This window comes from bacterium, assembly GCA_035528375.1.
Classification (GTDB): domain Bacteria; phylum RBG-13-66-14; class RBG-13-66-14; order RBG-13-66-14; family RBG-13-66-14; genus RBG-13-66-14.
This window is the reverse complement of the sequence record DATKYS010000137.1, coordinates 90017-113697: the sequence shown is the minus strand read 5'-3', so window position 1 is coordinate 113697 and position 23681 is coordinate 90017. Positions and strand designations below refer to the sequence as shown.

Genomic DNA, 23681 nt, shown 5'->3' with positions numbered 1-23681 from the left:
CGGTTATCCGATAGGTGGAGTCCGCGAGGTTCGCCACCTCGGCGTAAGTGCCGAAGGTCGAGTCCGTGCCCCACCACAAAGTGAAGGTGTCGAAGTCCGGAACCACCGTGTCGTCCCAGTCGAGCGTCGGCGTCAGCGTGTCAACCACCGAACCGCCAGCCGGGCTCACAAGGTGGAAGTACGGGCAGACATCAATAGACGCCAGGGTGGGGGCAACATTGGGGTTGGTAGTGATTAGATCCACCCGGTACTGCAGGTAGCCCCGCATCATCGGGTACACATCGCCCAGGTCGGCGCCCCAGTCAACGTCCATCCACGAGCCCATGCTGCCAGAGTCGTCCGAGAGCCGAATTGACATCACGACGCTCGTATCGCTCGGCGTGGCCGCGCTCCAGAGAAGCCAGCCCATCTCGGTCTCGTCCGTCACGTCCAGGATCGAGGAGTTCAGTCTGCCCGATTCGTTGTAAACGAAGGGATTCCACCAGGCGATCTCGTTATCGAAACCGGCGCCGCTGACGATGTCACACAACCCGTCACCGCTGACGTCACCGGCGCTGACGTACCAGGCCCCCCGGAAGTCATCGGTCTGAACGTACTCAACCAGACTCAAACCGCTACCGTCGGTGTTCTCCCACCAGACGACCGTGTTGCCGCCGATGCCGCAGGCGACGATATCGTTATCCGAATCGCTATCCATGTCAACGGCCAGGATCGCGTTGGCTCCGTTGAAGTCGTCGGAAACGGCATGTTCCGTCCACGCGGAGCCGTCGCCACTGTCGTTGGACCACCAGGCGAGCTTGTCTCCGACGAGCGCCGTGGCAAGGATATCCATATCGGAATCCCCGTCCATGTCGGCCGCGTATACCGCGCTGGCGCCCTCGAAATCGGCGGTCAGGGTGTGCTTCGTCCAGGCGGTGCCCGCGCCGTCGTCGTTGGAGTACCAGGCCACCTCGTTGAGGGTCTTGGCCGCGGCCACGACGTCTAAATCGTTGTCCCCGTCCACGTCGGCGGCATAGACGTGCTCGGCCCCGGTGAAATCGGCGTCGATTGTGTTTGAGGTCCAGGCCGAGCCGTCGCCGTTGTCGTTGGAGAACCAGTAGACGGTGTTATTCTTGCCGTCGGTGACGAAGACGTCCACGTCATCGTCGCCGTCCACATCCGCCGCGGAAACCGACGTACCGGCCCCCAATCCCCCGATCGAGTGATTAGTCCAAGTGGTCCCCGCGCCGTCCGCGTTTTCTATCCATTTCACCGACCCGCTGAACTGGAGGGTAATGGCGCAGAATACGTCCAAGTCGCCGTCGTCATCCACATCAGCCACGTCCAGGTGCTGAACTCCTGAATAGTCGCTTAGAATGGTGTTCTCCGTCCACGACGTACCCGCTCCGTCCACGTTCTCCCACCAGAGCACGACACCCGCGAACTCGGACGCGGAAAGGATGTCTAAATCTTCGTCTTCGTCAATATCGACGAAAAGGACGAAAACGACGCCATTGGCGGCATCGGACACCAGGAACTTACTGGGGTTGCAGGTTGGGCTGAGGTAACCCGGCCTACTCCAGTTCATCGTCCAGGAGGCGCTGAACGTATTGCCCCAGTCGGTCACCGGACCGAGCACGCCGTCTCCGCCGGACCAGTCGGTCTGCGAGGTCTCGAGCGCGGATGTGGAGAAAATCAGCCCCACAAGGATAAACAAAGTTAAGCCAACACGTCTCATGGTTCCTCCTCTGATAATACCTTTACACGCAAAACAACATAGCACGAAAATTACTAAAAGAAAAGATGCTTGGCACACCTTTTCTTTTCTCCAGATAAATCGAGCCTAACGGCTGATTACGAGTCGTTCGGTCAGCGAGCCCGCGCTCGTTTCCAGGCGGTAGAGGTAGACGCCGGAGGGCATGTCGCCGCAGGACCAGGAAACCTCGTGACGGCCGGCGGTCAGCTCCGAGTCAACCGGCGTCGCAATCCTCCGGCCCGATAAATCGTAAACCGATAGCACGACGCGGCCGTCGGCGGGCAGGGAGTAGACTAAGTTGACGGTGTCCCGCGACGGGCTGGGATAGGCGGCGTAGAGAACGAGAGTAAACGTTTCCTCGGGGACCGAGACCGCCTCTGTCGGCCCGAAGCGGCTGACCACGCCTTCCGCGTCAATGACCTCCAGCCAGTAGGTGTAACTCCCGCCGGCCTCCACGTCCCGGTCCAGGTATCTCGACGAATCGCCGGGCAGATTGCCGGAAATCATCTCCGGCTCACCGATGCCCCGCAGGACGCGCACCCCGGCCGGTTCCCCGCCCGAGAGGCGCCAGTTGACCAAAACGCCCTCGTCGGTCGAGCCCGCGCCGAAATCGGCAAGATCAATCCCACCGCCCAGGTCAACATCGAAGTACCAGTCCAACTCCTCGGCCCAGTACTCCCCGCCCTCCGAGTCCAGTGATTTCACCCGCCACCAGACGCGTGCCCCGTCCTCGATGCCCCCCGTTATCGTATACTCCGATTCGCCAATATCCGTGACCTCGTTGTAAGTTAAAAAGTCCGGGTCTGTCCCCCACCAGAGGGTGTACGATTCCAGGCCGGGTATCTCTTGGTCCTGCCAGTCGAAGGTCAGGGGAAAGGCGTACACGACATCGCCTTTTTCGGGGCTCAGGAGGTGGAAGAGCTCCGCGTAGAAGTACCAGTCCATCTCGACGGCCCAGTTCTCGCCGCCCCCCTCGTCAACCGATTTAACCCGCCAGTATATGCGGTCCCCGTCCTCGATTCCGCCCAGTATCGTATACTCGGATTCGGGGATGCCGGTCACCTCGTTGTAGGTTTCGAAGTAGTAATCGGTCCCCCACCTCAGGGTGTAACTCTCGAGGTCGGGGTCGGGGGAGTCCTCCCAGTCCAACAGCGGCGTCGCCGTCTCGACGTCCTCAGCAAATTCAGGTTTCTGCAAGTGAAAGTTGTAAAGGGAGTACCATGCGAATTTAAGAGTATGGTTTGTTAAATCGAAATACGCGATGCTTGGGTAGTCGGAAGAGTCCAGCGCAAGGGAGGGGTACCGGCCCACGTCCCCCTCCGAGTCCACGGTCTCGATCTGCCATTCGGCGCCATCCCAGCGTGCGTATTTGAGATTCCGGCTATCGAAATCACTATAAGAGATGTGGGGGTAACCGGAGTCGTCCAGCGCCAGGGAGGAGAAGCAACACTCCCCCGAGTCCAGGGTCTCTATCTGCCAGGCAGCACCATTCCAGTGGGCGTATTTGAGATTACCGTTTGTGTAATCACAATAAGATATGTGGGGGTAGTCGGAGTCGTCCAGTGCCAGGGAGATGTAGTAACTAATACCCTCTGTGTCCACGGTCTCAATTTGCCAGCTCGAGCCGTCCCAGCGGGCGTACTTCAAGTAATCGTTATCCGTGTCGCAATACGAGATATGTGGGTAGTCGGAGGAGTCCAGCGTCGAGGAGGAGAAGCTGCCTACGTCACCCTCCGAGTCTACCGTCTCTATCTGCCAAGCGGCGCCGTCCCACCGAGCGTATTTCAGTTCACCGTTGAATTCATCGTAATACGAAATGTGGGGGTAATCGGAGGAGTCCAACTCCAGGGAGGTGTATTTACCCACGTCATCAGTCGAGTCCACCGTCTCCAGGTTCCACTGCGCCCCGTCCCAGGAGGCGTACTTCAGGTCGTCGTTGGTGTCGTCGTAGTAGGAGATGCGGGGGTGGTCGGAGGAGTCCAGTGCTAGGGAGGTGAATTTACCCACGTTATCCGTCGAGTCCACCGTCTCGATGCGCCAGCTCGAGCCGTCCCAGCGTGCGTATTTTAAGTTCTTCTCAGTATCATTAAAATATGAGATATGTGGGTAGTCGAAGGAATCCATAATCAGGGAGGTGTACATGAATGTGCATCTCGACGAGTCCACGGCCTCGATGCGCCACTCGCCGGCCGAGGAGACAGACGCCAGGACCAGGAGGATTACCGTTGGATGAAAGGCTTTCATGATACAACCACCTGTTTTACTCTCCCTAGACGTAAGTAATATAACCCAGAAATAATCAAGCGTCAAGGCTTGCACGAAAATTTCTTGCAAGAAAGTCACATTTATCCGCTACCGGGTCTTGACAGGCATGAATGTTTGGGCTAATAAATACTCAGGGTTTCCCTGAAAGTACAATTCACGCCAGAAATGGAGAACGTGATGAAAACGCTGTACATAGTGCTTCTCGCCGTTATCGCCGCCGGCGTAGCCTCCCTGGTGGCCTGCTCCGACGCCGTCTCTACGGGCGACGAGGTAAAACCGCTGGCCCACGACGCGGACAAGGTGTACGGAATAGTCTATGAGGGCGGTACAAAGATCCCAGTGAAAGGGGCCCCGGTGTTCGTTTGCAAAAGGGAGTCGGAAGAGGACGACTGGATTGACATCGACAACGTAAGCACCGACAAGTATGGCTACTACGAGTTCGACCCCCTGTTGTACGGCTGGCCCTCTGGTTGGTTCGGCAAGGTTGACTGCACAAACGACTTAAAAACCGGAGAAACACGATTTGGTTTTCCGCTGCAAGGACCGGTTCATGCGGATATTCATTTGTACTAGGGGGGCAGACTAAATTTACTGACACATCCTGAGAAAAGATTAGGCGGGGAACAACCCCGCCTTTTTTTAATCACTTCTGACCCGGCTCACTGGCTGTAATCGTAGAACCCCTTGCCGGACTTGCGGCCCAGGCGGCCGGCGGCCACCATCTTGCGCAGCAGCGGGCAGGGGCGGTACTTGGAATCGCCCAGCCCCTCGTGGAGAACCTCCATGATGTCCAGGCAGACGTCCAGGCCGATGAGGTCGGCCAGGGCCAACGGTCCCATGGGGTGGTTCATCCCCAGCCGCATCACGCCGTCAATCGCCTCGGGGGTGGCCACGCCCTCCATGACGGCGTACACCGCCTCGTTGATCATCGGCAACAGGATGCGGTTGGAGACGAAGCCGGGGAAGTCGTTGACCTCGATGGGCTCCTTGCCGAGCTTTTTGGCGAGCTCGACGACGGCGCCCAGGGTCCCGTCGTCGGTGTCCAGGCCGCGGATGACCTCGACCAGCTTCATCATGGGTACGGGGTTCATGAAGTGCATGCCGATGAACTTTGCCGGGCGCTTGGTGTAGCCGGCCAGCTCGGTGATGGGGATGGTGGAGGTGTTGCTGGCGAAGAGGGTATCAGGGCCGCAGACCCCCTCCAGCTTGGCGTAGAGGTCCTTCTTGACGCCCCGGTCCTCGAAGATGGCCTCGATGACCAGGTCGGCGCCGGCGCAGTCCCCCAGGTTCGTGGAACCCTTGATGTGCCCGAGGGTGGCCTGCTTGTCGGCCTCGGTTATCTTCTCCTTCTTCACCATGCGGTCCAGGTTCTTTGTTATGGAGGCCAGGCCTCTGGTTACCATGTCGTCGCTCGTGTCCACCATAACGACGTCGTAGCCGCTCTGGGCGGCGACGTGGGCGATGCCGTTGCCCATCGTCCCGGCGCCGATGACGGCGATTTTCTTGATGCTCATGGGCTGCTCCAATGGGTTGGTGTTTCTTGTGGAAAAGGGGAACGACGCGAGCCCGTCAGATACCGGCGGACTCGTCGTACTCGGAAAAGTAGCCGAAGAGCGGCTTGGCGTCCTTGGGCGAGGCGGCGAGGAGCTTCTCGTTGGCGGTGCGCAGGCGGAAGGATATGACCTTGACCACCCGCACGGTGATTTTCAAGGACGCGATGGGGTCGGTCTCCATGAGCTTCAGGAAGTCGTCACGCCCCAGGGTCAGGAGCTCGGTGTCGGAGCCGGCCACGACGGGGGCCGAGTGGGGCCCGCCGTCGAAGAGGCTCATCTCGCCGAAAAAGTCGCCGGGCCGCAGCACGGCCAGGATGAGGGGGTCGGTCTCGGGCCGCTCCTTGATGACCCGGACCTCGCCCTCGACGATTAAATAGAGCCCCTTGCCGGCCATGTTCTCCTCGACGATGCGCTGACCGGCGGTGAACCGCTCGCGCTGGAGGTGCTCCGACAGGAAGCAGAGCTCCTGCTCCTCCAAGGATTCAAAGAACTGGAACTTTTTCAGGGCGTCTATGGCGTTCATGGAATCCCCCGCAGGTTTAAGCGACAGAATCATAACAAAAAGAGCGCCCTTTGGCACCCCTTGACCTCGCGCCGGGCGGCGTCCTATCATCTCCCTCCATTGACCGCCATCGGGGTCCGTCATGCTGCAGAGGCTCTTATACGCCTTCATTCTGTTTCTCGCCCGTATCGCCTGCCACGCGCTCCTGCGGCTCCGTTTGCTGGGGCGCGGGTTCATCCCGAAAAAAGGGCCGCTCATCGTCGCCGCCACCCACTCCAGCTTCGCCGACCCCGCCGTGGCCTCGGTTGTGGTGTCCAGACCCGTAACTTTTATGGCCAAGGCCTTCCTCTTCGAGCCGTTCTTCTTCGGCTGGCTGATCCGCAACCTGGGCGCCTTCCCCCTGGAGACGGATTCGGAGGTGGGGGCGGTCAAGCTTTCCCTGAAACTTTTGCGCGAGAACCGGGCGGTGCTGATTTTTCCCGAGGGGACGCGGATCCGCCGGGACGGCCTCGGCCGGCCCCACCCCGGCGTGGGGTTAATCGCCGGCTGGAGCGGCGCGCCGGTCCTGCCCGTGTACATCCACGGCAGCCACGACGCCCTCACGGACGTTTTTCGGGGGAAACCGCCCCGTGTGAGGGCCTACATCGCGCCGCCCTTGACCATCGAGCCCCCGCCCAGGGGTGCTGACAAACAGGCGTGGTACGAGGCCGCGAGCGGGCGGGTGATGCACGAGATCGCCCGGATGCGAAACTGGTGCCTCCGAGAGCTGGGGCTCCCACATGAGCCTTACGGCACTTTCGTAACCGACGAAAAACCGGACCGCCCGTCGCCCGGCGAGAGGTGGAGCATCAACTGACGCGGAGGATGCGTTGTCCCCCTGGCTCCAGACCCTTTTCATCTCCATGGCGCCCATCGTGGAGCTCCGCGGCGGCCTGCCCTGGGGACTGGCGCACGGGCTGCCGTGGTGGGAGGCGTACACCGCCGCGGTCATCGGCAACCTCCTGCCGATCATCCCCCTGCTCCTGTGGCTGGACCCGGTCAGCGGGTGGTTGCGTCGGAAATGGGGCTGGGCCGACCGCTTCTTCTCGTGGCTCTTCAGCCGCACCCGCCGCCGGGGCACCATCGTTGAGAAGTACGAGGCCCTGGGCCTCCTCTTGTTCGTGGCCATCCCGCTGCCCGTCACCGGAGCCTGGACGGGCGCCGCCGCGGCTTTCATCTTCGGCATCCAGAACCGATACGCCTTCCCGGCGGTCATAGGCGGGGTGCTACTCGCCGGGGTCATCGTCAGCCTGGCGTACTACGGCGTCATCGGCACGGCCGACCTTTTCTTCGGCGGATAATGACCCGAGCCGGGGTTGAAAAAGGCGGTGTGTGGCGGTACAATACCCCCGCTTCAACGACCCGGCCGCCCGCCGCGGCCTTAAAAAAATTTTCTCCGGTCGGGGCGTAGCGCAGTCTGGTAGCGCACCTGGTTCGGGACTAGGGGGTCGGAGGTTCAAATCCTCTCGCCCCGACCACCTTTAAAGAGGTTTCCCATGGGGGACCTCTTTTTGCGGTTGATTCGTATGCTCGTCATCACCTCAAACGCGGGGGCCGTTGTTGCGAAGCGGAGGCTGGAATTGGGGCGGTGCAGATTTGTTTAAACTAGTCCGTTTCAGTCAGGAATAGTTCAGGTTTTCATGCAGGAGACAACTCCTTGATTTAAAACGCCTTAACTGAAGGATACCGTCGGGGGACCCGTTCGTGCTTCTCCCAGGGGATGGAAAACCTGCACCCTTTTTGTCACGAGCGGGGCTTACGAATTTCCGCTCAACTTGAAATTCGGTTTATTATCAAGAAGATACATCCATTCTTGACTCCCGCCCTAACGACGGCACGCCCTTTGCTTTACCCAGCTAAAAAAACGGCGCTTTCTATTACCCCGGTTCACCAACCTCGAAACCCGCTTCCCACCCAGGGAGTCTAAGGTTGCGAGGGACGGAACCACCGGGCGCAGACGGTGGACCCACCTATTTTCATATCCGCAACCGCCCGTCATCAGCCGTTCTACGGCACCCAACACAGGTGGAAGAATTTCCTTGAAAAAGCGGGATAAACCGTTTATACTAGTCTGTGTTATTTTAAAATGAAACAGTTTAAATTTAACTATTTGACAATTAAACATTTCTGGTATTCCATTTAAAAAGCCCTGGACCATGAACGATAAAAGCTCACCCTACGCCGAGATAGCCGTCCTCGCCCTCCTGGCGGAATCACCGCGCTACGGCTACGAGATAGACACCGAGATCAAAAACCGCGGGATCAACCACTGGGGAAAACTGGGCATCTCCTCCATCTACTACCTGTTGAACAAGCTCGAAAAAACGGGATACGTGACCTTCGAGTACCAAAAAGAGGGCAAGTACCCCACGCGCAAGGTCTACTCCATCACCCCGGCGGGTCGGACCGTCCTCGAGGAACAGCTCTTCAGCATGCTCCGGTCCCGGGGCGACAGGCTGCGACCCATGATCGGCATCGCCTTCATCCACGTCCTCCCCAAGGAAACGGCCCTCGAGGCCCTTCGTGAGCTGCAGCAGCGGACGGTGGAGATGGAGGAGCACTACAAAGAGCACGTCCTGAACATCGCCGAGCGTTACCCCTTCCCCTCCAGCCGGGCGCTGATGAAGCTCTGGGGCGAGAACATCGAGTACATGCACCTCTGGCTGCGTAAGCTCTACCGGGAGCTCGAGGCGTACCCCTGGCAGCGGTGGGGCGAGGTAGCGACCCGACAGGGCATCATCAAAAACCACCGGGGAGAAAAATAGGATGCGCGTACCGATTCTCTGCCTTTCTTTTTTAATTCCTCTGGCGGCGACTGCCGAGCCGCTGACCACGCTGGACATGGACGAGGCCGTCCGGCTGGCTTTGGAGAACAACCTCGACGTCCGCATCGCCGCGGAGGCCGAGAATTCCGCCGAGGCCGCCGACTGGTCGGCCATGAGCAACTTCTTCCCCCACGTAGCCGCCGGCGTTACCTACCTGAAATATTCGGGGGCCTACCCGACCACCGGGATGAGCGGCTCCAGCGGGTATTCCACCGCCGGTCCGGGCGACCCCTGGTGGGGGATTGACGAGAGCGTTGACGGCCAGGGTGGTCTGCCGGGGGACGTGGACTACGAGAACTTCTCGACGTCCATCACGTTGACGCAGCCCATCTTCAACGGCGGCGCAGTTTATTGGGGCAAGGTCATGGCCGCGGCCGGGGAGGAAATGGCCGAGCTCCAGCTCGTCGCCGCCCGTCAGGCCGCCATTCTCGCGGTCAAGCAGGCCTACCTCGATTCCCTGCGCGCCGACGAGCTCCTCGCCGTCCAGCGGAAGAACCAGGAGAACCTGACCCACCACGTCCAGATCACACAGGTCAACCTCGACGTGGGGCTCGCCTCCCGGGTGGACCTCTTGCGGGCGGAGTCGGAGCTGGCGGCGGCGGAGGGGGAGGTCATCACCGCCCAGAACATCGTCCGGCTCAGCCGGGTCAACCTGGCCGACGTGATCGGTGTCGAACTGGACCGGGAGGTCCGCCTCACCCCCGTAGACGTCGGCGAGCCGACCGGGCCGGCCATCTCCCTGGATGAGGCCCTCGACTATGCCGGGGAGAACAACCCCGGTTTAAAGGCCGTGCGCAAGAGCGAACGCCTGGCCGAGGGCCAATTCGGCCTGGCGTCCAGCGCCTTCTGGCCGAAGATCAACCTCCAGGCGGCCTACGGTTGGGTGCAGGGTGACGACTTCGCTTTCTATGAGGACGACGACTACTGGAGAATAGGCGTATCGGCCAGCCTGGACCTCTTCGCCTCCACCCGGCGGCTGGCCGACGTCGCCCAGGCCCGGGCCGAAGAGCGCAAGACCCGCCTGGAAATCCAGCTGACCGAGCAGGCCATTATGACCGGCGTCGAGGCCGCCTACCTGGGGCTGACGGAGAAGGTCGCCCTGATCGGCGTCTCCGCGAAGCAGCTCGAGGCCGCGGGCGGAGCCCTGGACATCATGGAGCAGATGGCCGCCCAGGGATTGGTGTCCGACGTGGAGGCCGATTACCTGGACATCAACCTGGCCTATCTCATGGCCCGCTTGGGCGAGGTTTCCGCGCGCTACGATTACCTCGTGGCCCGGGAGAACCTGGCCTCGCTCATGGGCGCAATCGAACCCTGAGCTTTTCCAACCACGCGCCAGCCGCGTCACCGTTCTGAGACAAGGGGTTTAAACCCCTTGCCCATCAACAGATCCCGGAAGGAAAAGGATGCGCCACCTAACACCCATCGCCTATGCGCTCCCGTTTTTGTTGCTCGCGGCCTGCGGCGGGGAGCGGATGGTGAGCCCTGAGCAGAGTTACACCGTGTCGAGCGAGGTCGTCGGCACTTCCCACGAGACCATCGAGCGGGACCTGGCCGGGGTCATCCGCGGGGAGATGGAGGCCCTGGTCGCCCCGGAGATAGCGGGGCGCCTGCAGGACATCTACGTCGAAGTGGGAGAGGAGGTCCGCAAAGGCCAGGCCCTGGCCCGGATCGAGGGAACCAGCTACTGGCTCTCTTCGGAGGCGGCCAGGGGCCAGTTCGAGGCGACCAAGCTCCAGCTCAAACAGGCCGAGGACAACTACAACCGTTACAAGCCGCTCCACGACACCGGTTCCATCTCCGCGGCCCAGTGGGAGAACATCTCCAACGCCTACGAGGCGGCGCAGATAAACTACGACGCCTCGCAGGCCGGCTACTACCGCGCCGCGGACACGGCGAGTGAGACGACCATCCGGGCCCCCATCGCCGGCGTCGTCGCCGTGCGCAACTTCGACATCGGCTCCATGGTCGGCCCCAGCTATCAGGTTTTCGAAATCGTCAAGACCGACCCCATGAAGGTGTCCATCGGCGTCAACGAGGAGGACATCGGCACCGTGCTCCCCGCCAGCGAGGTCGAGGTCACCGTGGACGCCTACCCCGACGAGGTGTTCAGGGGGGTCGTCTACAGCATCGGGGTCAAGGCCGATTCCCGCACCCACGCCTTCCCGGTGGAGGTCCGGCTGGAAAATCCCGACGGACGCCTGAAAAGCGGGATGGTGGCCCACGTCCGCCTGCCGATAAAGGACCTGGGCGAGGTGCTGACCATCCCCATCAACGCGGCGGTTAGAATCCAGGAGGTGGATTACGTCTTCGTGGTGAAGGAGGTGGTCGAGGACATACCCATCACGGGAGAGGACGGAAAGCCCGGTCCGTCGGAGCCGACGACGCGGCTGCGGGTCCAGAGACGGGCGGTGACCCTCGGGCCGGAGACCGACCACCGCGTGGTGGTGGTGGAGGGGCTCGAGACCGGGGAGGAGATCGTGACCGAGGGGCAGCAGTTCCTCGAGGACTCGAGCCTGGTCACCATCCCGAACCGTGAAAGCGGCGCGGAAAAGGCGGCGGGGGAGGGCTTGCAGTGAAGATAACGCGGATCTCCTTCGAACGGCCCCGCATCCTCTTCCTAGTGGTCCTTATGGTCATCATCGCGGGCGTCTTCGCCGTTATGACCATCCCCAAGGAGGGGGACCCGGACATCGAGATTCCGGTGGCGTTCATCGTCACCTTCTACCCGGGCGCCGGACCCGACGAGATGGAGACGCAGGTCGCCGAGAAGATCGAGGACGCCATGGTGGACCTGCCGGACCTCGACCGGACCTACTCCTCCATCTCTGAGGGGCTTGCCTTCACCCAGGTCGTGTTCACCACGGACGCCAATCTCGAGGACTCGATCAACAAGGTCCGCGAGCGGGTGGACAAGGTGACCCCCGACCTTCCCGACGGGTGCCAGCCCCCCGAGGTCGTCGAGTTCAGCCTGAGCGACATCCCCGTGATGGTCCTGTCCGTCTCGGCGGAAATGGACCCCCTCACGCTCCGGCAAACCGCCGAGGACCTGGCCGACGAGCTGAAGAAGATACCCGGCGTGCTCGACACAAGCGTCGTGGGCGGCGTGGAACGCGAGATTCAGATTCAGCTCAAGCCCGCCAAGCTCACCGAGTATCAGATTTCCCCCCAACAGGTCGTCGGGGCCATACAGTCCCAACATCTCCAATTACCCGCGGGGACGATCGAGGTCGGCCCCCAGCGCTACCTGGTCCGCGCCATGGGCGAGTTCGACGACCCCGCCCAGATGGGGGAGATAATCGTTGCCGGCTCGACGGGCGCCCGCGTCAGGCTCTCCGAGATAGCCGACGTCGTGGACGGCCCGGCGGAGGTGGCCTCCACCTCGCGCACCAACGGTCGCGACTCGGTGACCATCTCCATCAAGCGCCGTACGAACTCCAACGTACTGGAGACCTCTCAGGCGATAAAACAGAGGCTGGGCATCCCCGGGGAATCCATGAGGGTCACCCTGACCGACGGGCAGAGGGTGGAGCTTCTCCCCACACAGATCCGCAGCCTCTACTTCGCCTCCAGCGACTCGTTCACCATCCAGGTCCGCACGGACGAGGAGGAGCTCGTACCGGTGAGCCGGGGTGAGGTGGCCGACCAGTTGGGCGAGGCCGGGATTGACCCGAGCCGGGTGGCGCCGATTCCGCCGGGGGTGACCCTGGACATCACCTCGGACCAGGCCGACGAGGTGAACGAGAGCCTGGACACGATGACCGGCAATATTTTGCAGGGCGTGTTAATCGTCATCCTGGTCCTCTTCCTCTTCATGGGCCTGCGCACGGCGCTTTTGGTCTCCACGGCCATCCCACTCTCGCTCATGATCGCCATCGCCGTCATATACTTCACCGGCGGCACCCTGAACACCATGACCATCTCGGGGCTCATCCTGGTGGTCGGGATGCTGGTGGACAACGCCATCGTCTCCGTGCAGAACCTCTACCGCCACCTCGAGATGGGCAAGGACCGGAAGACGGCGGCCGTGGCCGCCACCGCCGAGATAGCATACCCCGTCTTCACCTCGACGATGACGACCATCTTCGCCTTTCTGCCCATGCTGATGATGCGCGGGGTAATGGGCAAGTTCATGGGCTACATCCCCATCGCCGTCTCCCTGGCCCTCTTCGCCTCCCTCTTCGTGGGGCTGATCCTGGCCCCGCCCATCGCGGCCAAGTTCATCAAGCTCAAGAAGACGCGGGAGGAGCTGGAGAGCGAGGAGAGCGGCCGGTTCAGGCGCACGCTCGGTCGCATCGGCCTCTGGCTGGGCGAGGTGCTCAACCTGCGCCGGCTGGGGAACTGGTACGAGAGGGTGGTACGCGGCGCCCTGAGGCGCAGGAAGCTGGTCTTTTTCCTCACTTTGGGATCCTTCCTTCTGGTGGTGTCCCTGCCGGCTCTGGGGATACTGAAGGTGGAGCTCTTCCCCTCGGTGGACACGGACTCGATCTACATCAACCTGGAGACCCCCATCGGCACCCCCCTGGATATCACCGACGCCAAGGTGAAGGAACTGGAAAAGATCGTCACCCAGAACGTGCCGGAGATTGATCGTCTGGTGGCTATGAGCGGGGACCAGCCCGGCGGCGGGGGGCACGTCCGCGTCGGCAACTTCTTCGGCATCACCAACACCAACGAGGGCGGGCTCATCATAGACCTCGTCCCCGGCGACGACCGGGAGCGCACCGCCCGAGAAATCCAGGAGGACCTGCGGCCTTACCTGGCCCAGGTGGGGGGTGTGGACGTATCCTTCGCCGAATCCACCGGCGGTCCGCCCACCGGATCGGCCGTAGACATCAAGGTCTACGGGGACAATCTCGACGAGCAGCGGCACATCATGGATCAGCTCATCGCCTTCCTGAAGACGGTACCCGGGGTGCGCGATCCCTACGACGACATCTCCCCTGGAACGCCGGAAATCCAGACCGTTCTCCGCCGCCAAGAGGCCAACCTCCTCGGCTTCACCTCCTCCGACCTGGCCCTCAACCTGCGCTATCTGATCAGTGGGGCGACGGCCGGCGTTTACCGCGAGGGGGACGAGGAGTACGGCATCGTCGTAAAGATACCCAAGGAGCGCCTGGATTCCGTCGGCGACGTGGAGAACCTCTTCGTCGGCAACGCGATGGGCAACCAGGTGATGGTGGGCGACATCGCCCGCATCGAGAACCACGAGGGCATCAGCTCGATCCGGCACTACAACGGCGACCGCGCGGTAACGCTCAAGGCCGACCTCCTTCCCGGCTACAGCCCCGTGGACGTGACCTCCCGGCTCAAGGAGTACGTGAAGGACTCGGTCGTCCTCAAGCCCGGGTACCGTATAGACTTCGAGGGCTCCTACAAGTTCATCCAGGAGAGCTTCTCCGACCTGGGCTTCGCCGCCCTCTTGGCGGTATTGCTGATATTCATCGTCCTCACCCTCCAGTTCCACAGCTTCGCCCAGCCGATCACGGTCATGTCCACCATTCTTTTGGCGTCGGTGGGCGCCATCGCCGGCCTGGTCATCACCGGGAGCACCTTCACCATCGTGGCCTTCGTGGCGATAATCGGCCTGGCGGGCGTCGTGGTGAACGGGGCCATCGTCCTGGTGGACTTCATCAACAAGCGGCGCAAGGAGGGCACGCCCATGCGCGAGGCCATCGTCGAGGCGGGGAAAATCCGGTTGACCCCGATTCTTCTCACCGCCGTCACCACCATCGGGGGCATGTTCCCCCTCGCCCTCTCCGATCCGCAGTGGGCACCACTAGGCTGGGCCTTCATCTTCGGTCTGGCCATCTCCACGGTCCTCACCCTGGTGGTCGTGCCGACCTTCTACTCCTGGCTGGAGGAAGTGAAGATCAAGATCAAGCGGAAGCTCTTCAAGAACTACGTACCCCCGGAGGGCGTCCTGGAGTAAGGGCTCTTTCAACCGAAGCGAGGACTCGTCCTACGGGGCGGCCCCGAGCCGCCCCTTTCCTCGACGTCGGTCTCATCTCCGATGTGGTATAATCGCAGTGGGATAGGGGGTGCTTATGGGTGAGCAGGGGACCTACTGCCCCAAATGCGGGAAGTTCGGCGCCACGGTGGAGGTGGTCACCGTTAACGACGAGGTGAGCATGGTCGTCACCCAATGCGCCAGGTGCGGGACGCGGTTCGAGTGGGCCAAGTTCCGTCCCGCGCACGCCGCCGAGGACCTCGCCCTGCGCACCTGCCCCGTCTGCGGTGCCTCGAACCCGAAAATCCGCGAGGCCGAGAACGAGAAGATAAACGCCGTGGAGTACACCTGCTCCAACTGCAGCTTCCGCGTCGTGCTGGCGCGCAAGAAGGGTAAAAGCTGAAGTTGCCGCCTCATGGAAAGAAGGCCCGCGGGCCTTTTCTTTTTTTGGGTCGGCGCCATCCCCCCGGATTCCGCGAGGCTCGGGCCGGGGCGAGGTTCATTCTCCCTCTCCCCGTGGAAGGCCTGCAAGGCACGGGATTAAAGGTGAGGGCTACCTTTGATAAACGCGGCGGGGACTGAAGTCCCCGCCCTACATTCGGCGTAACGTGCCTTGGCGTTATTAGTGCCGACCAGGCGGCCCACCGGGGCTCAAACCGGCAGCCGAGGTATCAGTAGATGACGCCCAGCTCGTCCAGCCTTTTCTTGGCTATCTCGGCGAAGGGACCGGTGGTTTTCACGCGCAGGGCCTGGGTGTAGGCACCGGCGGCCTCGTCGGCCATCCCCCGCTTCTCGTAGAGAAGACCGAGGTGGACGTAAGCCTCGATGCGCGCCGGGTCTTGCTCGACGGCGTTCCTGAAGGCCTCTTCCGCCTCATCGGCATTTCCGCGGGCGTCGAGGGCCAGACCGAGCCCGTCGTAAGCCCGCCCCAGTTCGCCGCCCAGGCGGATGGCCTCCCGGAAACTCGTCTCGGCGGAACCGTAATCCTTCAGGGCCAGTTGCACGTAGCCCAGGTTGGCCTGGATCACCGGGTTTGTGGGATTGAGGTCGGCCATCCGGCGGAGGTAGCCGTGGGCCTCGGACCAGCGCGCCTCGGAGGTGGCCAGGCCCGCCGCGGCGTTCAGGGCATCGAAGTGGGACGGGTTGCGCTCCAGGGCGGCGTCGTAGTACTTGGCCGCCTTGACCGTATCGCCCCGGGCCTCGAAGGTCCGCCCGATCCAGAAGAAGGGATCGGCCAGCTTGGGCAGATCCAGCGCCGCTTCCTTGAATTTGCCCTCCGCCAGCTCGTACTCGCCGGTCTCGAAGAGCTCCTTCCCCTCCTTCATGGCCTCCTCGGCGGCGATGGTCTTGAAGAGGTCGAACCCGACCAGGAAGGGGGATAGAAGCACAACAATCAGAACCAACACTATCGTCGAGCGTCTCATCTTCGCCCTTTTCACTTCAGGATCAGGGTGTCAAAGTAAATTTCGCCGGAGTCGTGCTCCCCGGTGGGCAGAACCACCAGGTAGATGCGAGTCAGCGCCAGGGGCGGATGCCGGCGGGACCCCGCGTCGCGTAGGCCCACCAGGTCCGATTGGTTCAACGTGCACAGGCGCCAGGAGTCCTTCCAGTCCATGCTGGGGGCCAGGTTGCCGACGAACTTCTCCCCCGTCGAGTCCACGAACTCGGCCCGCAGCCAGTGCCCGGACCCGTCGCCGTACACCCAGAGGCTGAGGCTGTCCCAGTTCAGCGGCAGGAGGTGGGCCGTCTGCGCGTAGGCCGCCGCCGTGACGCCGCCCGTGCTCGAGAAATCGTAGACGAGCTTGGCCGCGCAGTCACCGTCGTGGCTGGGCTCATCGTCGTAACTCTGGGTGAGGTAGCCGTCCACCTCGCCCGGATAGCTGGTGAAACCCCAGCCGTCCATGTCCTCGAAATCGGCGATCACCCGGTCCGTGGTGGCGGTGACCTCCGGGGTCTCGGCGAGTTCGACGGGCCGCGACGTGACGGGTATCACGGGGGGCTCCGTCTCCTTCACACACCCCGCTCCGCCCAGAAGTACCATTAGCGCCAGGGTGGCCGTAATCCTACCGTTGCAGTCCTTCATCCGCACTTCGCTCCGGCGTCTCGGGCGGGATTCCCCGGGTAAGGTTACCGCAGAAAAGCGTTTCCATCAAGGGCCTTTTCCCGGCGGGTCGAAACTCTCCGAGAGCGCCCGGACCTCCGGGGAGCGCCCGGCGGGGATGACCAGGAACGCATCCGGGGTGGCCACGACCACGGCGTCCCTCTGTCCCACGAGACAGATTCTCCCCCTGGATTCATTGTAAACCAGGCAGCGCTCGCAGTCGAGAAGGCACGGCTCGGGGGCCCCGGCGGCGTTGACGACGGTGTTCCCCGCCCCGTCCGCGGGGAGGACGCGGTGCAGGCTGGTCCACTGACCCAGATCGTCCCAGGCGAAGTCCGCCGGCAGCATGACCACGTTGTCGGCCCGCTCCAGGACCGCGTAATCCACGGAGATGCGCTCGACCGCGGCGTACGCGGAGCGCAGAACCTCTCCGGACAACGGCCCAGCAAGGCCGGCCAGCGTTTCCAGCGGACGGAAAACCCCGGGCGCGTGCCGTTCGAGGGCCCCGAGGATGACGCCCGCGCGCCAGATGAAAACACCCGAGTTCCAGTAGTGGCCGCCGCTCGTTAAAAACCGTTCGGCTTCCGCCGGCTCCGGCTTCTCTGTGAACCGGAGAACGGGCCGGTACCCGTCCGGGGAGGCTTCCCCCGCCTGGATGTATCCGTACTGTGTCTCCGGGCGGGTGGGCCGCAAACCCAGCACGACGAGGAGCTCTTCCCGTCGGGCGATTTCGACGCCGCTCCGCACCACGCCGGCGAAGCGGTCCGAGTCCGCGATAAGGTGGTCGGCGGGCAGCATGACCAGCACCGGGTCGCCGTAACGCCGGGCGGCCTCGAGGGCAGCCAACCCGACGCAGGGGGCGGTATCGGCGCCGAGCGGCTCCAGGAGGAAATTATCCCCGGGCAGCTCGGGAAGCTCCGCGGAGATTACCCCCCCCAGGTCCTCCCGGGTCACCACGAGAACCCGCTCCGGGTCGGTCAGGAGCAGCGCCCGGTGAAACGCCCCGCGCAGGAGGCTCTCCTCCCCGCCGAGGGAGAGGAGCTGCTTCGGCCGCCGGTAGCGGGAGAGGGGCCAGAAACGCCGGCCGCTCCCCCCCGCCATCAACGCGAGGACGGGTTTTGCGGGGGTAGTCACGTCTTGTGGCGACCCAGCGGCGGATCACTTCCGCCGAATCTCGATGTAGCCCAGAAAATCGGCCAGTCCGCCGGGCCCGTTCAGCGGGATCCCTATCTCCACGAACCAGCGGCCGTCGCCGAGCTGCTCCCGGGTGAGGATGCGGTAACCGGGCAACTGGTCGGGTTTCACCGTGTCGGGGATGAAGTTCCCGATGTAGGCCACGGCCAGGGCGAGGGCCTGAACCGTGGCGGCGCGGATGGCCAGGAGCCGTCCCCGGGCCGTGAGCTCCTCGCCGACGGGCGGTCTTCCCGTGGCCGAGGCGACCAGGAGGTCGCGCTCGAAATCGAAGCCCGAAGCGTCACCGGGGACCACGAGGGCGCCCCAGCTGGATGAATCGGGCCTCCACAGCTCGTCGCGCTCCGAGATGTTCCAGCGGACGCGCTCCAGGTGGACCGATTCGTCGGTGACGAAGGGGAGCCCCCCATCGGCGTAGACCAGGAGCCTGACCCTCCAGGCGTCGTCCACCGGGCGCAGGCCGCCGGGGTTGCCGCCCCGGGTGAGGAGGAATTCCGGGGAGGAGGAGAAAAAGCCGTAGCGGTCCGTGGAGACGCTCCAGAGACGCCAGTGAAAATCCAGCCCCCCCGGGGCGCCGAGGATTTCGTCGGGACCCTTGGCGCCGTAGTCGTAGAGGTAAACCGCTATCCCGTCGCCCGGTCTGGGGGACCACCACTCGATGTCCACGGCGAAACTTTTTCCCCAGGAGGGCAGCTGGACCTCATACTCGGCCCAGGAGCCCGTCTGGCCGCCCGTCAGCCACACACCCCCGGCCTCGACGGAGACCAGACCCCCGTCCCGCACCAGGCCGTCCGCCGGTACAGTCAGGTTGGAGGCCGCGACGGCAGTGCCCAGGGCTAAAAACAGAAGCGGCGCGGCTCTCATCTACAGGTTTCCCCCCGCCAACTCGTCCAGGCGGTCGAGCAGGTTCTCGATCCGCTTCTCGGCGCGACCAAAGGCATCCCAATCGCGGGCGGCGCGGGCGTCGTTGTAGTCCTTCCAGGCGGTGTCGAATTCCCGCGCGAGGTCCCGCATCTCGCCCAGCTCGGTCGGGATGACCGGCACGGTTTCCACCGTCTCCGGCACGGCCTCCCCACCCTCCTCCGGGACGACCGATTCCTCGGCGGTCGGGGTCGCGGGACCGAAGAGCTTGTCGAGCGCCCCGTCCAGGGTGTCGGACATGGCAATCTGGTTCCCGTAGGCCACCAGGATGTACTTCAGCTCGGGGATGGCGTCCGCCTCAGCCTGGATATAGACCGGCTCCACGTAGAGGAGCGAGTTCTCGATGGGGATGATGACGATTCTCCCGAGCCCGACCTGGGACCCCTCGCTTCCCAACAGGGTGCGCTCCTTGGAAAACTCGGGATTCTGGTTGATCAGGGCGTCTATCTGCTCGGGGCCGTAGATGGTGGCTGTACGGGGGAAGGTGTAGAGCACGAGGTCGCCGTACATGCCCGGATCGCACCGGGCGCACATCCAGCCCACCATGATCTTCTTCCCCTCGGGTACGAATGGGGTGACCGCGATGAACTCCTCCTTGGGCTCCCCGGGCAGGCGCATCGTCATGTAATAAGCACTGAAGAGCTCGCCCTCCTTGCGTCCCGGAATCTCCCAGCGGTCCGAGCGCTTGTAGAAGTCCTGCGGATCACTCATGTGGTAGGTGGCGAAGACCAGGCTCTGGATGGCGAACAGGGCGTTGGGGTAGCGGAGGTGGGCCCGGATGTCGTCGGGCATCTCGGAGAAATCCTTGTACATGCCCGGGAAGACATTGGACCAGGTCTCGATCAGCGGGTCCTCGCCCACGACGTAGAAGTCCATGTGACCGGTGTAGGCGTCCACCACGACCTTAACCGAGTTGCGGATGTAGTTCCCACCGTTGTCCAGCATCGGCTGGGAGTAGGGGAAGCGGCTGGTGACGGTGTAGCAGTCCACGATCCAGTAGATTCCCCCGTTGGTCAACACCGGGTAGGGGTCGGTGTCGGCGTAGAGGTAGGGCGCAACCTCGTCCACCCGCTCCAGAACGTTGCGGCGGACGAGAAGCCGGCTCTCGGGCGTGATGTAGTCGGAGAGAAACACGTCCAGCGAGCCCAGATAAATCGCTATGGCCAGGCGACGCCAGAACCCGCCTACCGGTATCCCGCCGCCGAGGCTCGCGTCGTAGCTGGTGAGCTGGTTGGTGTTCCCTACGGGGTAGTCTATCTCGATGGGCTCTGAGGCCGGGGCGAAGGAGTAGTCCATGTTCCCCTCGCCGAAGTAGATCTGGGGCCGATCTATCTCGACCTCCATCCGGTTCTCCATGGGGATGTCCTGGAGGTAGAAGACCGGCTGGCCGGAGGGGCTCTTCAGGTTCACCGGGTTGGACACGGCACCGTAGCCGTGGGTGTACACGAGGTGACGATTCTGCCAGGTGTCGGCCTGCGGCGGCAGACCGTTCAGGTTCAGCTCGCGCAGCGAGATGGTGACCGTGGTCTGGCGCCCGTCCAGGATGTACCGGTCAATGTCTATGTCCTCGCCGAACTCGTAGTAGTCCTTGAAGCTCTGAATCTGATTGTACACCGGTCTGAGGTAGTGCCAGTCCCAAACCCGGATGTTGTCAATGGTGGGCCGGTTGTTCTCGATGTCCGCGCGGGTCAGGAGCGGTCCGACGCCGGCGCCCTCCACCTCTTCGGGGGTGAAAGACGCGCCGCCGATGGAGCCCGCCTGGACTCTCTCGGCCAGAACATCGCCCGGTTTATCGAGCCCCTGCGTTACCTCGATCACCTCGCCCGACTCGCCGAAGGCCCGCGGCGTGATCCGGTCCAGTCCGTAGGCGGCCTGAGTCATCTCGATGTTGTTTCCGATATAGGACTCCTCGGCCAGGAGCTCGTTGGGGTTGACCTCGAAGGTCTGCACCGCCCAGGGGACCGCGTAGAGGAGGATGAGGGGCAGCACGATGAAAGAGGCCACGATGATCAGGAGCATCTTGAGGTTGTTGCTCTTCAGCCAGGTCAGGACGAGGACGGCGACGCCGAAGGCCAGTGTCAGCCAGAAGAGGACGTTGTACATGGGCAGGCTGGCGTTTACGTCGGCGAACCCGGCGCCGTAGAACTTACCGTGGTCCGCGAACAGGATGTCGAACTTGTCCAGGTAGTACCCCCAGGCCTTCAGGGCGAACAGGCCGCCGATCATGGCCAGAACGTGGCCCTTGACCAGGGTGTTCGTGCGCAGCTTCCAGCTCTCGATCCAGATCATCCTCCGGAAGACGTACCAGACCACGATGAGGACCGTCGAGAGGAGCAGGGCGCCGTAGAGGTGGTCGTAGAGCATCCGGTAGAAGGGGAGTTTGAAGACGTAGAAGGAGACGTCGTTACCGAAGACGGGGTCCACCAGTCCGAAGCTGGTGGCGTGGAGGAAGCGCTGGAACACCTGCCATTCGCCCCCGGCGGAGATGCCGTTTATGATGGCGAAGGCCCCCCCCACGGCGATGAATAGCCAAACCCCCCACTTGCGGAGCTTCTCCCCGAAGGAGGGGAGCATGACCGCCTCCTCGGCGACGACGTGGGGTTTCTGGCGACTGAAGAACCAGGCCAGGATGAGGCTCGTACCCACGACAATCACGTACAGGCCGAATATGATGAGCCCGAAGCCCACCGCGGCCCAGATGCGGGTCCAGAAAACATCGGCGTAGCCCTCGGAGGTGTACCAGAAGATGTCTACGAAGAAACCGGAGAGGGCGGTCAAGAGGATGACCAGACCGACGATGACCGCTATCACGATGATTATCGTCTTGCGGGAAATCCAGTTCATGCGAGTGACCCCGGAAGAACCGGGCCGGGCTGAGGGGCGCCGGGCCCTGGTGGCCGTTGAAAACACCGTGAACATTGTACCAGAAAAAAGCACCACGGCGCCAAATAAACCAAAGGCTCGTTTACGGGCGATGACCAAAGGAGTGCCGCCGACTGAAAACCATATTAATTAGGATTATTGTGGAATGACTCGAACTCCATGAATATAAAAAAGTTGCAACTCATATAATTAAATAAAATTTTTTCTTGACCGGAAATAAATTTACCGGTACAATCACCCTCCAATCGTTTTCCTTGGGGTCCACCAACACGTTTAATAACTTTTTTACTATACCATGCCGTCCGAAACACAAGAGAAAGTAATGGCGGAAAGGCTTCAAGGGCTGCTCGACGGGACCGATGTCCAGGGTCTCAGGGAGCTGGTCCTCGAAAACCATCCCGCCGATCTCGCCGGAGCCCTCCTCATTCTCGACGTGGAGGACCAGGAAAGGCTCCTGGAGCTGTGGCCCACCGAAGCGGTGGCGCCCCTGTTGGGCGAGATGGCGGAGCACTTCGCCGCGGATTATTTTGAGAGCGTCCCCCCGCGGGTCGCCGCGCGCGCCCTGGCCGTCCTCCCCGCCGACGACGCCGCCGACTTACTCCTCCGGGCCGATCCGGACCTGCGCAAGAAGATTCTCGAGGACATCCCGGGGGACCTGACCGAGGACATACGGGCACTCTTATCCTACCCCGAGGACACCGCCGGCGGGCGGATGAGCCTGGACTTCGTCAGCATACCGCCCGACGTAGACGTGGAAACGGCCCAGGGCCTCGTCAAGCAGAGCATCGGGGACGAGCTGCACACCTTAGTCTACCTGGTGGATTCCGGCGCCCGCCTGGTCGGGGTGGTGACCATGGAGACGCTGGCCTCGACACCCCATTCCCGTCTCGTGAAAGACCTGATCGAACCCGGCTACCCCTCGGTGTCGCCCGCCCAGGACCAGGAGAAGCTCGCCTCTCTCTTCAAGCGCTACGACCTTTTAGCCGTCCCCGTGGTGGACTCCACCGGCGTCTTTTTGGGTGAGGTCACCGTGGACGACGTCCTCGAAATCGTCCACGAGGAGGCCACCGAGGACATTTTCAAGATGGTCGGCACCTCCGACGAGGAGCTCGAGGTCCGGGGGGCCCTCTCGGTGGTCAAGCTCAGGCTGCCGTGGCTTTTAATCTGCCTCCTGGGCGCCCTCCTATCCGGGACCATCATCCACCTCTTCAGCTACGCCCTGGAGCAGGTGGTGGCCCTGGCCTCCTTCATCCCCGTCATCACCGCCATGGGTGGGAACGCCGGCCTGCAAAGCTCCACGGTCGTCATCCGCAACCTGGCCCTGGGGCGGATCGAGAAGGGGAGTATCCTGCGCACCGCACTGCGCGAACTGCGGGTCGGATCCCTGCTCGGCCTCTTCAGCGGGATGATCGTCTGCGGCGTGGCGTGGGCCTGGGGGGGCAATCCCATGCTCGGGGTGGTAGTGGGGACGGCCATGATCGGGGCCATCATCGTCGCGACCCTGATGGGCGCCTTCATGCCCCTGGTCTTCCGCAGGCTGGGCGCCGATCCAGCCGTGGCTTCGGGACCCTTCATCACCATGGCCAACGACATGACGGGACTCACCATTTACCTGGGGCTGGGTATGCTGCTTTTGAAATTTCTCATTCCAGCGTGAAAAGTACCGGTAGCGTTCAAGTGAGTTTACGTATCCTGAAAAGGACCAGAAACGAGGTG

At 62.7% G+C, this 23681-nt stretch carries 18 protein-coding genes and 1 tRNA gene; 10 read left to right on the top strand and 9 right to left on the bottom strand.

The annotated features are described in order from the left end of the window. Together VM054_11580 and VM054_11575 are read right to left on the bottom strand one after the other, a co-directional pair. On the bottom strand, nucleotides 1-1717 hold a 1717-nt coding region (locus VM054_11580; protein ID HUT99699.1), incomplete at its 3' end, for a VCBS repeat-containing protein. Between the two features lie 105 nt (nucleotides 1718-1822). Continuing rightward, nucleotides 1823-3979 carry a T9SS type A sorting domain-containing protein gene (locus tag VM054_11575; GenBank protein ID HUT99698.1) on the bottom strand — a complete coding sequence of 719 codons (2157 nt, stop codon included), beginning with the start codon at nucleotides 3977-3979 and terminating at the stop codon, nucleotides 1823-1825. A 198-nt stretch (nucleotides 3980-4177) separates the two neighbouring features. Between VM054_11575 and VM054_11570 the strand changes: the two genes are divergently transcribed. After that, nucleotides 4178-4573, top strand: coding sequence for a hypothetical protein (locus VM054_11570; protein ID HUT99697.1), 396 nt, complete (start codon nucleotides 4178-4180; stop codon nucleotides 4571-4573). An 86-nt stretch (nucleotides 4574-4659) separates the two neighbouring features. Here VM054_11570 and VM054_11565 read toward each other — a convergent pair whose 3' ends face one another. Then, nucleotides 4660-5514, bottom strand: a complete 855-nt coding sequence (locus VM054_11565) for a 3-hydroxybutyryl-CoA dehydrogenase (protein HUT99696.1) — start codon at nucleotides 5512-5514, stop codon at nucleotides 4660-4662. A gap of 55 nt (nucleotides 5515-5569) precedes the next feature. Further along, entirely contained in the window at nucleotides 5570-6076 is a 507-nt protein-coding gene (locus tag VM054_11560; protein ID HUT99695.1) for a cyclic nucleotide-binding domain-containing protein, read from the bottom strand. A 121-nt stretch (nucleotides 6077-6197) separates the two neighbouring features. Between VM054_11560 and VM054_11555 the strand changes: the two genes are divergently transcribed. The 8 genes from VM054_11555 to VM054_11520 all read left to right on the top strand — a co-directional run bounded on the left by VM054_11555 (nucleotide 6198) and on the right by VM054_11520 (nucleotide 15272). Beyond that, entirely contained in the window at nucleotides 6198-6911 is a 714-nt protein-coding gene (locus VM054_11555) for a lysophospholipid acyltransferase family protein (GenBank protein ID HUT99694.1), read from the top strand. Nucleotides 6912-6924: 13 nt separating this feature from the next. Then, on the top strand, nucleotides 6925-7395 hold the full coding sequence (locus tag VM054_11550; protein HUT99693.1) for a small multi-drug export protein: 471 nt from the start codon (nucleotides 6925-6927) through the stop codon (nucleotides 7393-7395). Between the two features lie 100 nt (nucleotides 7396-7495). After that, nucleotides 7496-7572: transfer RNA gene (locus tag VM054_11545), tRNA-Pro, on the top strand. A gap of 678 nt (nucleotides 7573-8250) precedes the next feature. Beyond that, entirely contained in the window at nucleotides 8251-8859 is a 609-nt protein-coding gene (locus VM054_11540) for a helix-turn-helix transcriptional regulator (GenBank protein HUT99692.1), read from the top strand. 1 nt (nucleotide 8860) lies between these two features. Continuing rightward, on the top strand, nucleotides 8861-10237 hold the full coding sequence (locus VM054_11535) for a TolC family protein (GenBank protein HUT99691.1): 1377 nt from the start codon (nucleotides 8861-8863) through the stop codon (nucleotides 10235-10237). Between the two features lie 88 nt (nucleotides 10238-10325). Next, entirely contained in the window at nucleotides 10326-11498 is a 1173-nt protein-coding gene (locus VM054_11530; GenBank protein HUT99690.1) for an efflux RND transporter periplasmic adaptor subunit, read from the top strand. Then, complete coding sequence (locus VM054_11525) at nucleotides 11495-14851, top strand: efflux RND transporter permease subunit (GenBank protein ID HUT99689.1); 3357 nt, start codon at nucleotides 11495-11497, stop codon at nucleotides 14849-14851. Before VM054_11530 ends, VM054_11525 begins: the two co-directional genes overlap by 4 nt. Before the next feature lie 115 nt (nucleotides 14852-14966). Further along, nucleotides 14967-15272: a hypothetical protein gene (locus VM054_11520; GenBank protein HUT99688.1), complete on the top strand. Its 306-nt coding sequence runs from the start codon at nucleotides 14967-14969 to the stop codon at nucleotides 15270-15272. A gap of 268 nt (nucleotides 15273-15540) precedes the next feature. Here VM054_11520 and VM054_11515 read toward each other — a convergent pair whose 3' ends face one another. The 5 genes from VM054_11515 to VM054_11495 all read right to left on the bottom strand — a co-directional run bounded on the left by VM054_11515 (nucleotide 15541) and on the right by VM054_11495 (nucleotide 21926). Next, the gene (locus VM054_11515; GenBank protein ID HUT99687.1) at nucleotides 15541-16293 is read right to left on the bottom strand and encodes a tetratricopeptide repeat protein; all 753 of its coding nucleotides are present in this window, start codon (nucleotides 16291-16293) and stop codon (nucleotides 15541-15543) included. 11 nt (nucleotides 16294-16304) lie between these two features. Further along, nucleotides 16305-16952, bottom strand: a complete 648-nt coding sequence (locus VM054_11510; GenBank protein HUT99686.1) for a carbohydrate binding domain-containing protein — start codon at nucleotides 16950-16952, stop codon at nucleotides 16305-16307. 66 nt (nucleotides 16953-17018) lie between these two features. Continuing rightward, nucleotides 17019-18104, bottom strand: coding sequence for a sugar phosphate nucleotidyltransferase (locus tag VM054_11505; GenBank protein ID HUT99685.1), 1086 nt, complete (start codon nucleotides 18102-18104; stop codon nucleotides 17019-17021). A 24-nt stretch (nucleotides 18105-18128) separates the two neighbouring features. After that, the gene (locus VM054_11500; protein ID HUT99684.1) at nucleotides 18129-19025 is read right to left on the bottom strand and encodes a hypothetical protein; all 897 of its coding nucleotides are present in this window, start codon (nucleotides 19023-19025) and stop codon (nucleotides 18129-18131) included. After that, nucleotides 19026-21926, bottom strand: a complete 2901-nt coding sequence (locus VM054_11495; protein ID HUT99683.1) for a UPF0182 family protein — start codon at nucleotides 21924-21926, stop codon at nucleotides 19026-19028. Between the two features lie 361 nt (nucleotides 21927-22287). Here VM054_11495 and mgtE point away from each other — a divergent pair, with 361 nt between their 5' ends. Further along, a complete protein-coding gene (gene mgtE / locus VM054_11490) occupies nucleotides 22288-23622 on the top strand; it encodes a magnesium transporter (GenBank protein ID HUT99682.1) in 1335 nt (444 codons plus the stop codon). The last annotated feature ends 59 nt before the right edge of the window (nucleotides 23623-23681 follow it).

Bases quoted from the DNA above. Each gene is read 5' to 3' on its own strand.
- VM054_11575 (HUT99698.1), bottom strand. From the start codon at position 3,979: ATGAAAGCCTTTCATCCAACGGTAATCCTCCTGGTCCTGGCGTCTGTC.
- VM054_11570 (HUT99697.1), top strand. From the start codon at position 4,178: ATGAAAACGCTGTACATAGTGCTTCTCGCCGTTATCGCCGCCGGCGTA.
- VM054_11565 (HUT99696.1), bottom strand. From the start codon at position 5,514: ATGAGCATCAAGAAAATCGCCGTCATCGGCGCCGGGACGATGGGCAAC.
- VM054_11560 (HUT99695.1), bottom strand. From the start codon at position 6,076: ATGAACGCCATAGACGCCCTGAAAAAGTTCCAGTTCTTTGAATCCTTG.
- VM054_11555 (HUT99694.1), top strand. From the start codon at position 6,198: ATGCTGCAGAGGCTCTTATACGCCTTCATTCTGTTTCTCGCCCGTATC.
- VM054_11540 (HUT99692.1), top strand. From the start codon at position 8,251: ATGAACGATAAAAGCTCACCCTACGCCGAGATAGCCGTCCTCGCCCTC.
- VM054_11535 (HUT99691.1), top strand. From the start codon at position 8,861: ATGCGCGTACCGATTCTCTGCCTTTCTTTTTTAATTCCTCTGGCGGCG.
- VM054_11530 (HUT99690.1), top strand. From the start codon at position 10,326: ATGCGCCACCTAACACCCATCGCCTATGCGCTCCCGTTTTTGTTGCTC.
- VM054_11520 (HUT99688.1), top strand. From the start codon at position 14,967: ATGGGTGAGCAGGGGACCTACTGCCCCAAATGCGGGAAGTTCGGCGCC.
- VM054_11515 (HUT99687.1), bottom strand. From the start codon at position 16,293: ATGAGACGCTCGACGATAGTGTTGGTTCTGATTGTTGTGCTTCTATCC.
- VM054_11510 (HUT99686.1), bottom strand. From the start codon at position 16,952: ATGAAGGACTGCAACGGTAGGATTACGGCCACCCTGGCGCTAATGGTA.
- VM054_11500 (HUT99684.1), bottom strand. From the start codon at position 19,025: ATGAGAGCCGCGCCGCTTCTGTTTTTAGCCCTGGGCACTGCCGTCGCG.
- VM054_11495 (HUT99683.1), bottom strand. From the start codon at position 21,926: ATGAACTGGATTTCCCGCAAGACGATAATCATCGTGATAGCGGTCATC.
- mgtE (HUT99682.1), top strand. From the start codon at position 22,288: ATGGCGGAAAGGCTTCAAGGGCTGCTCGACGGGACCGATGTCCAGGGT.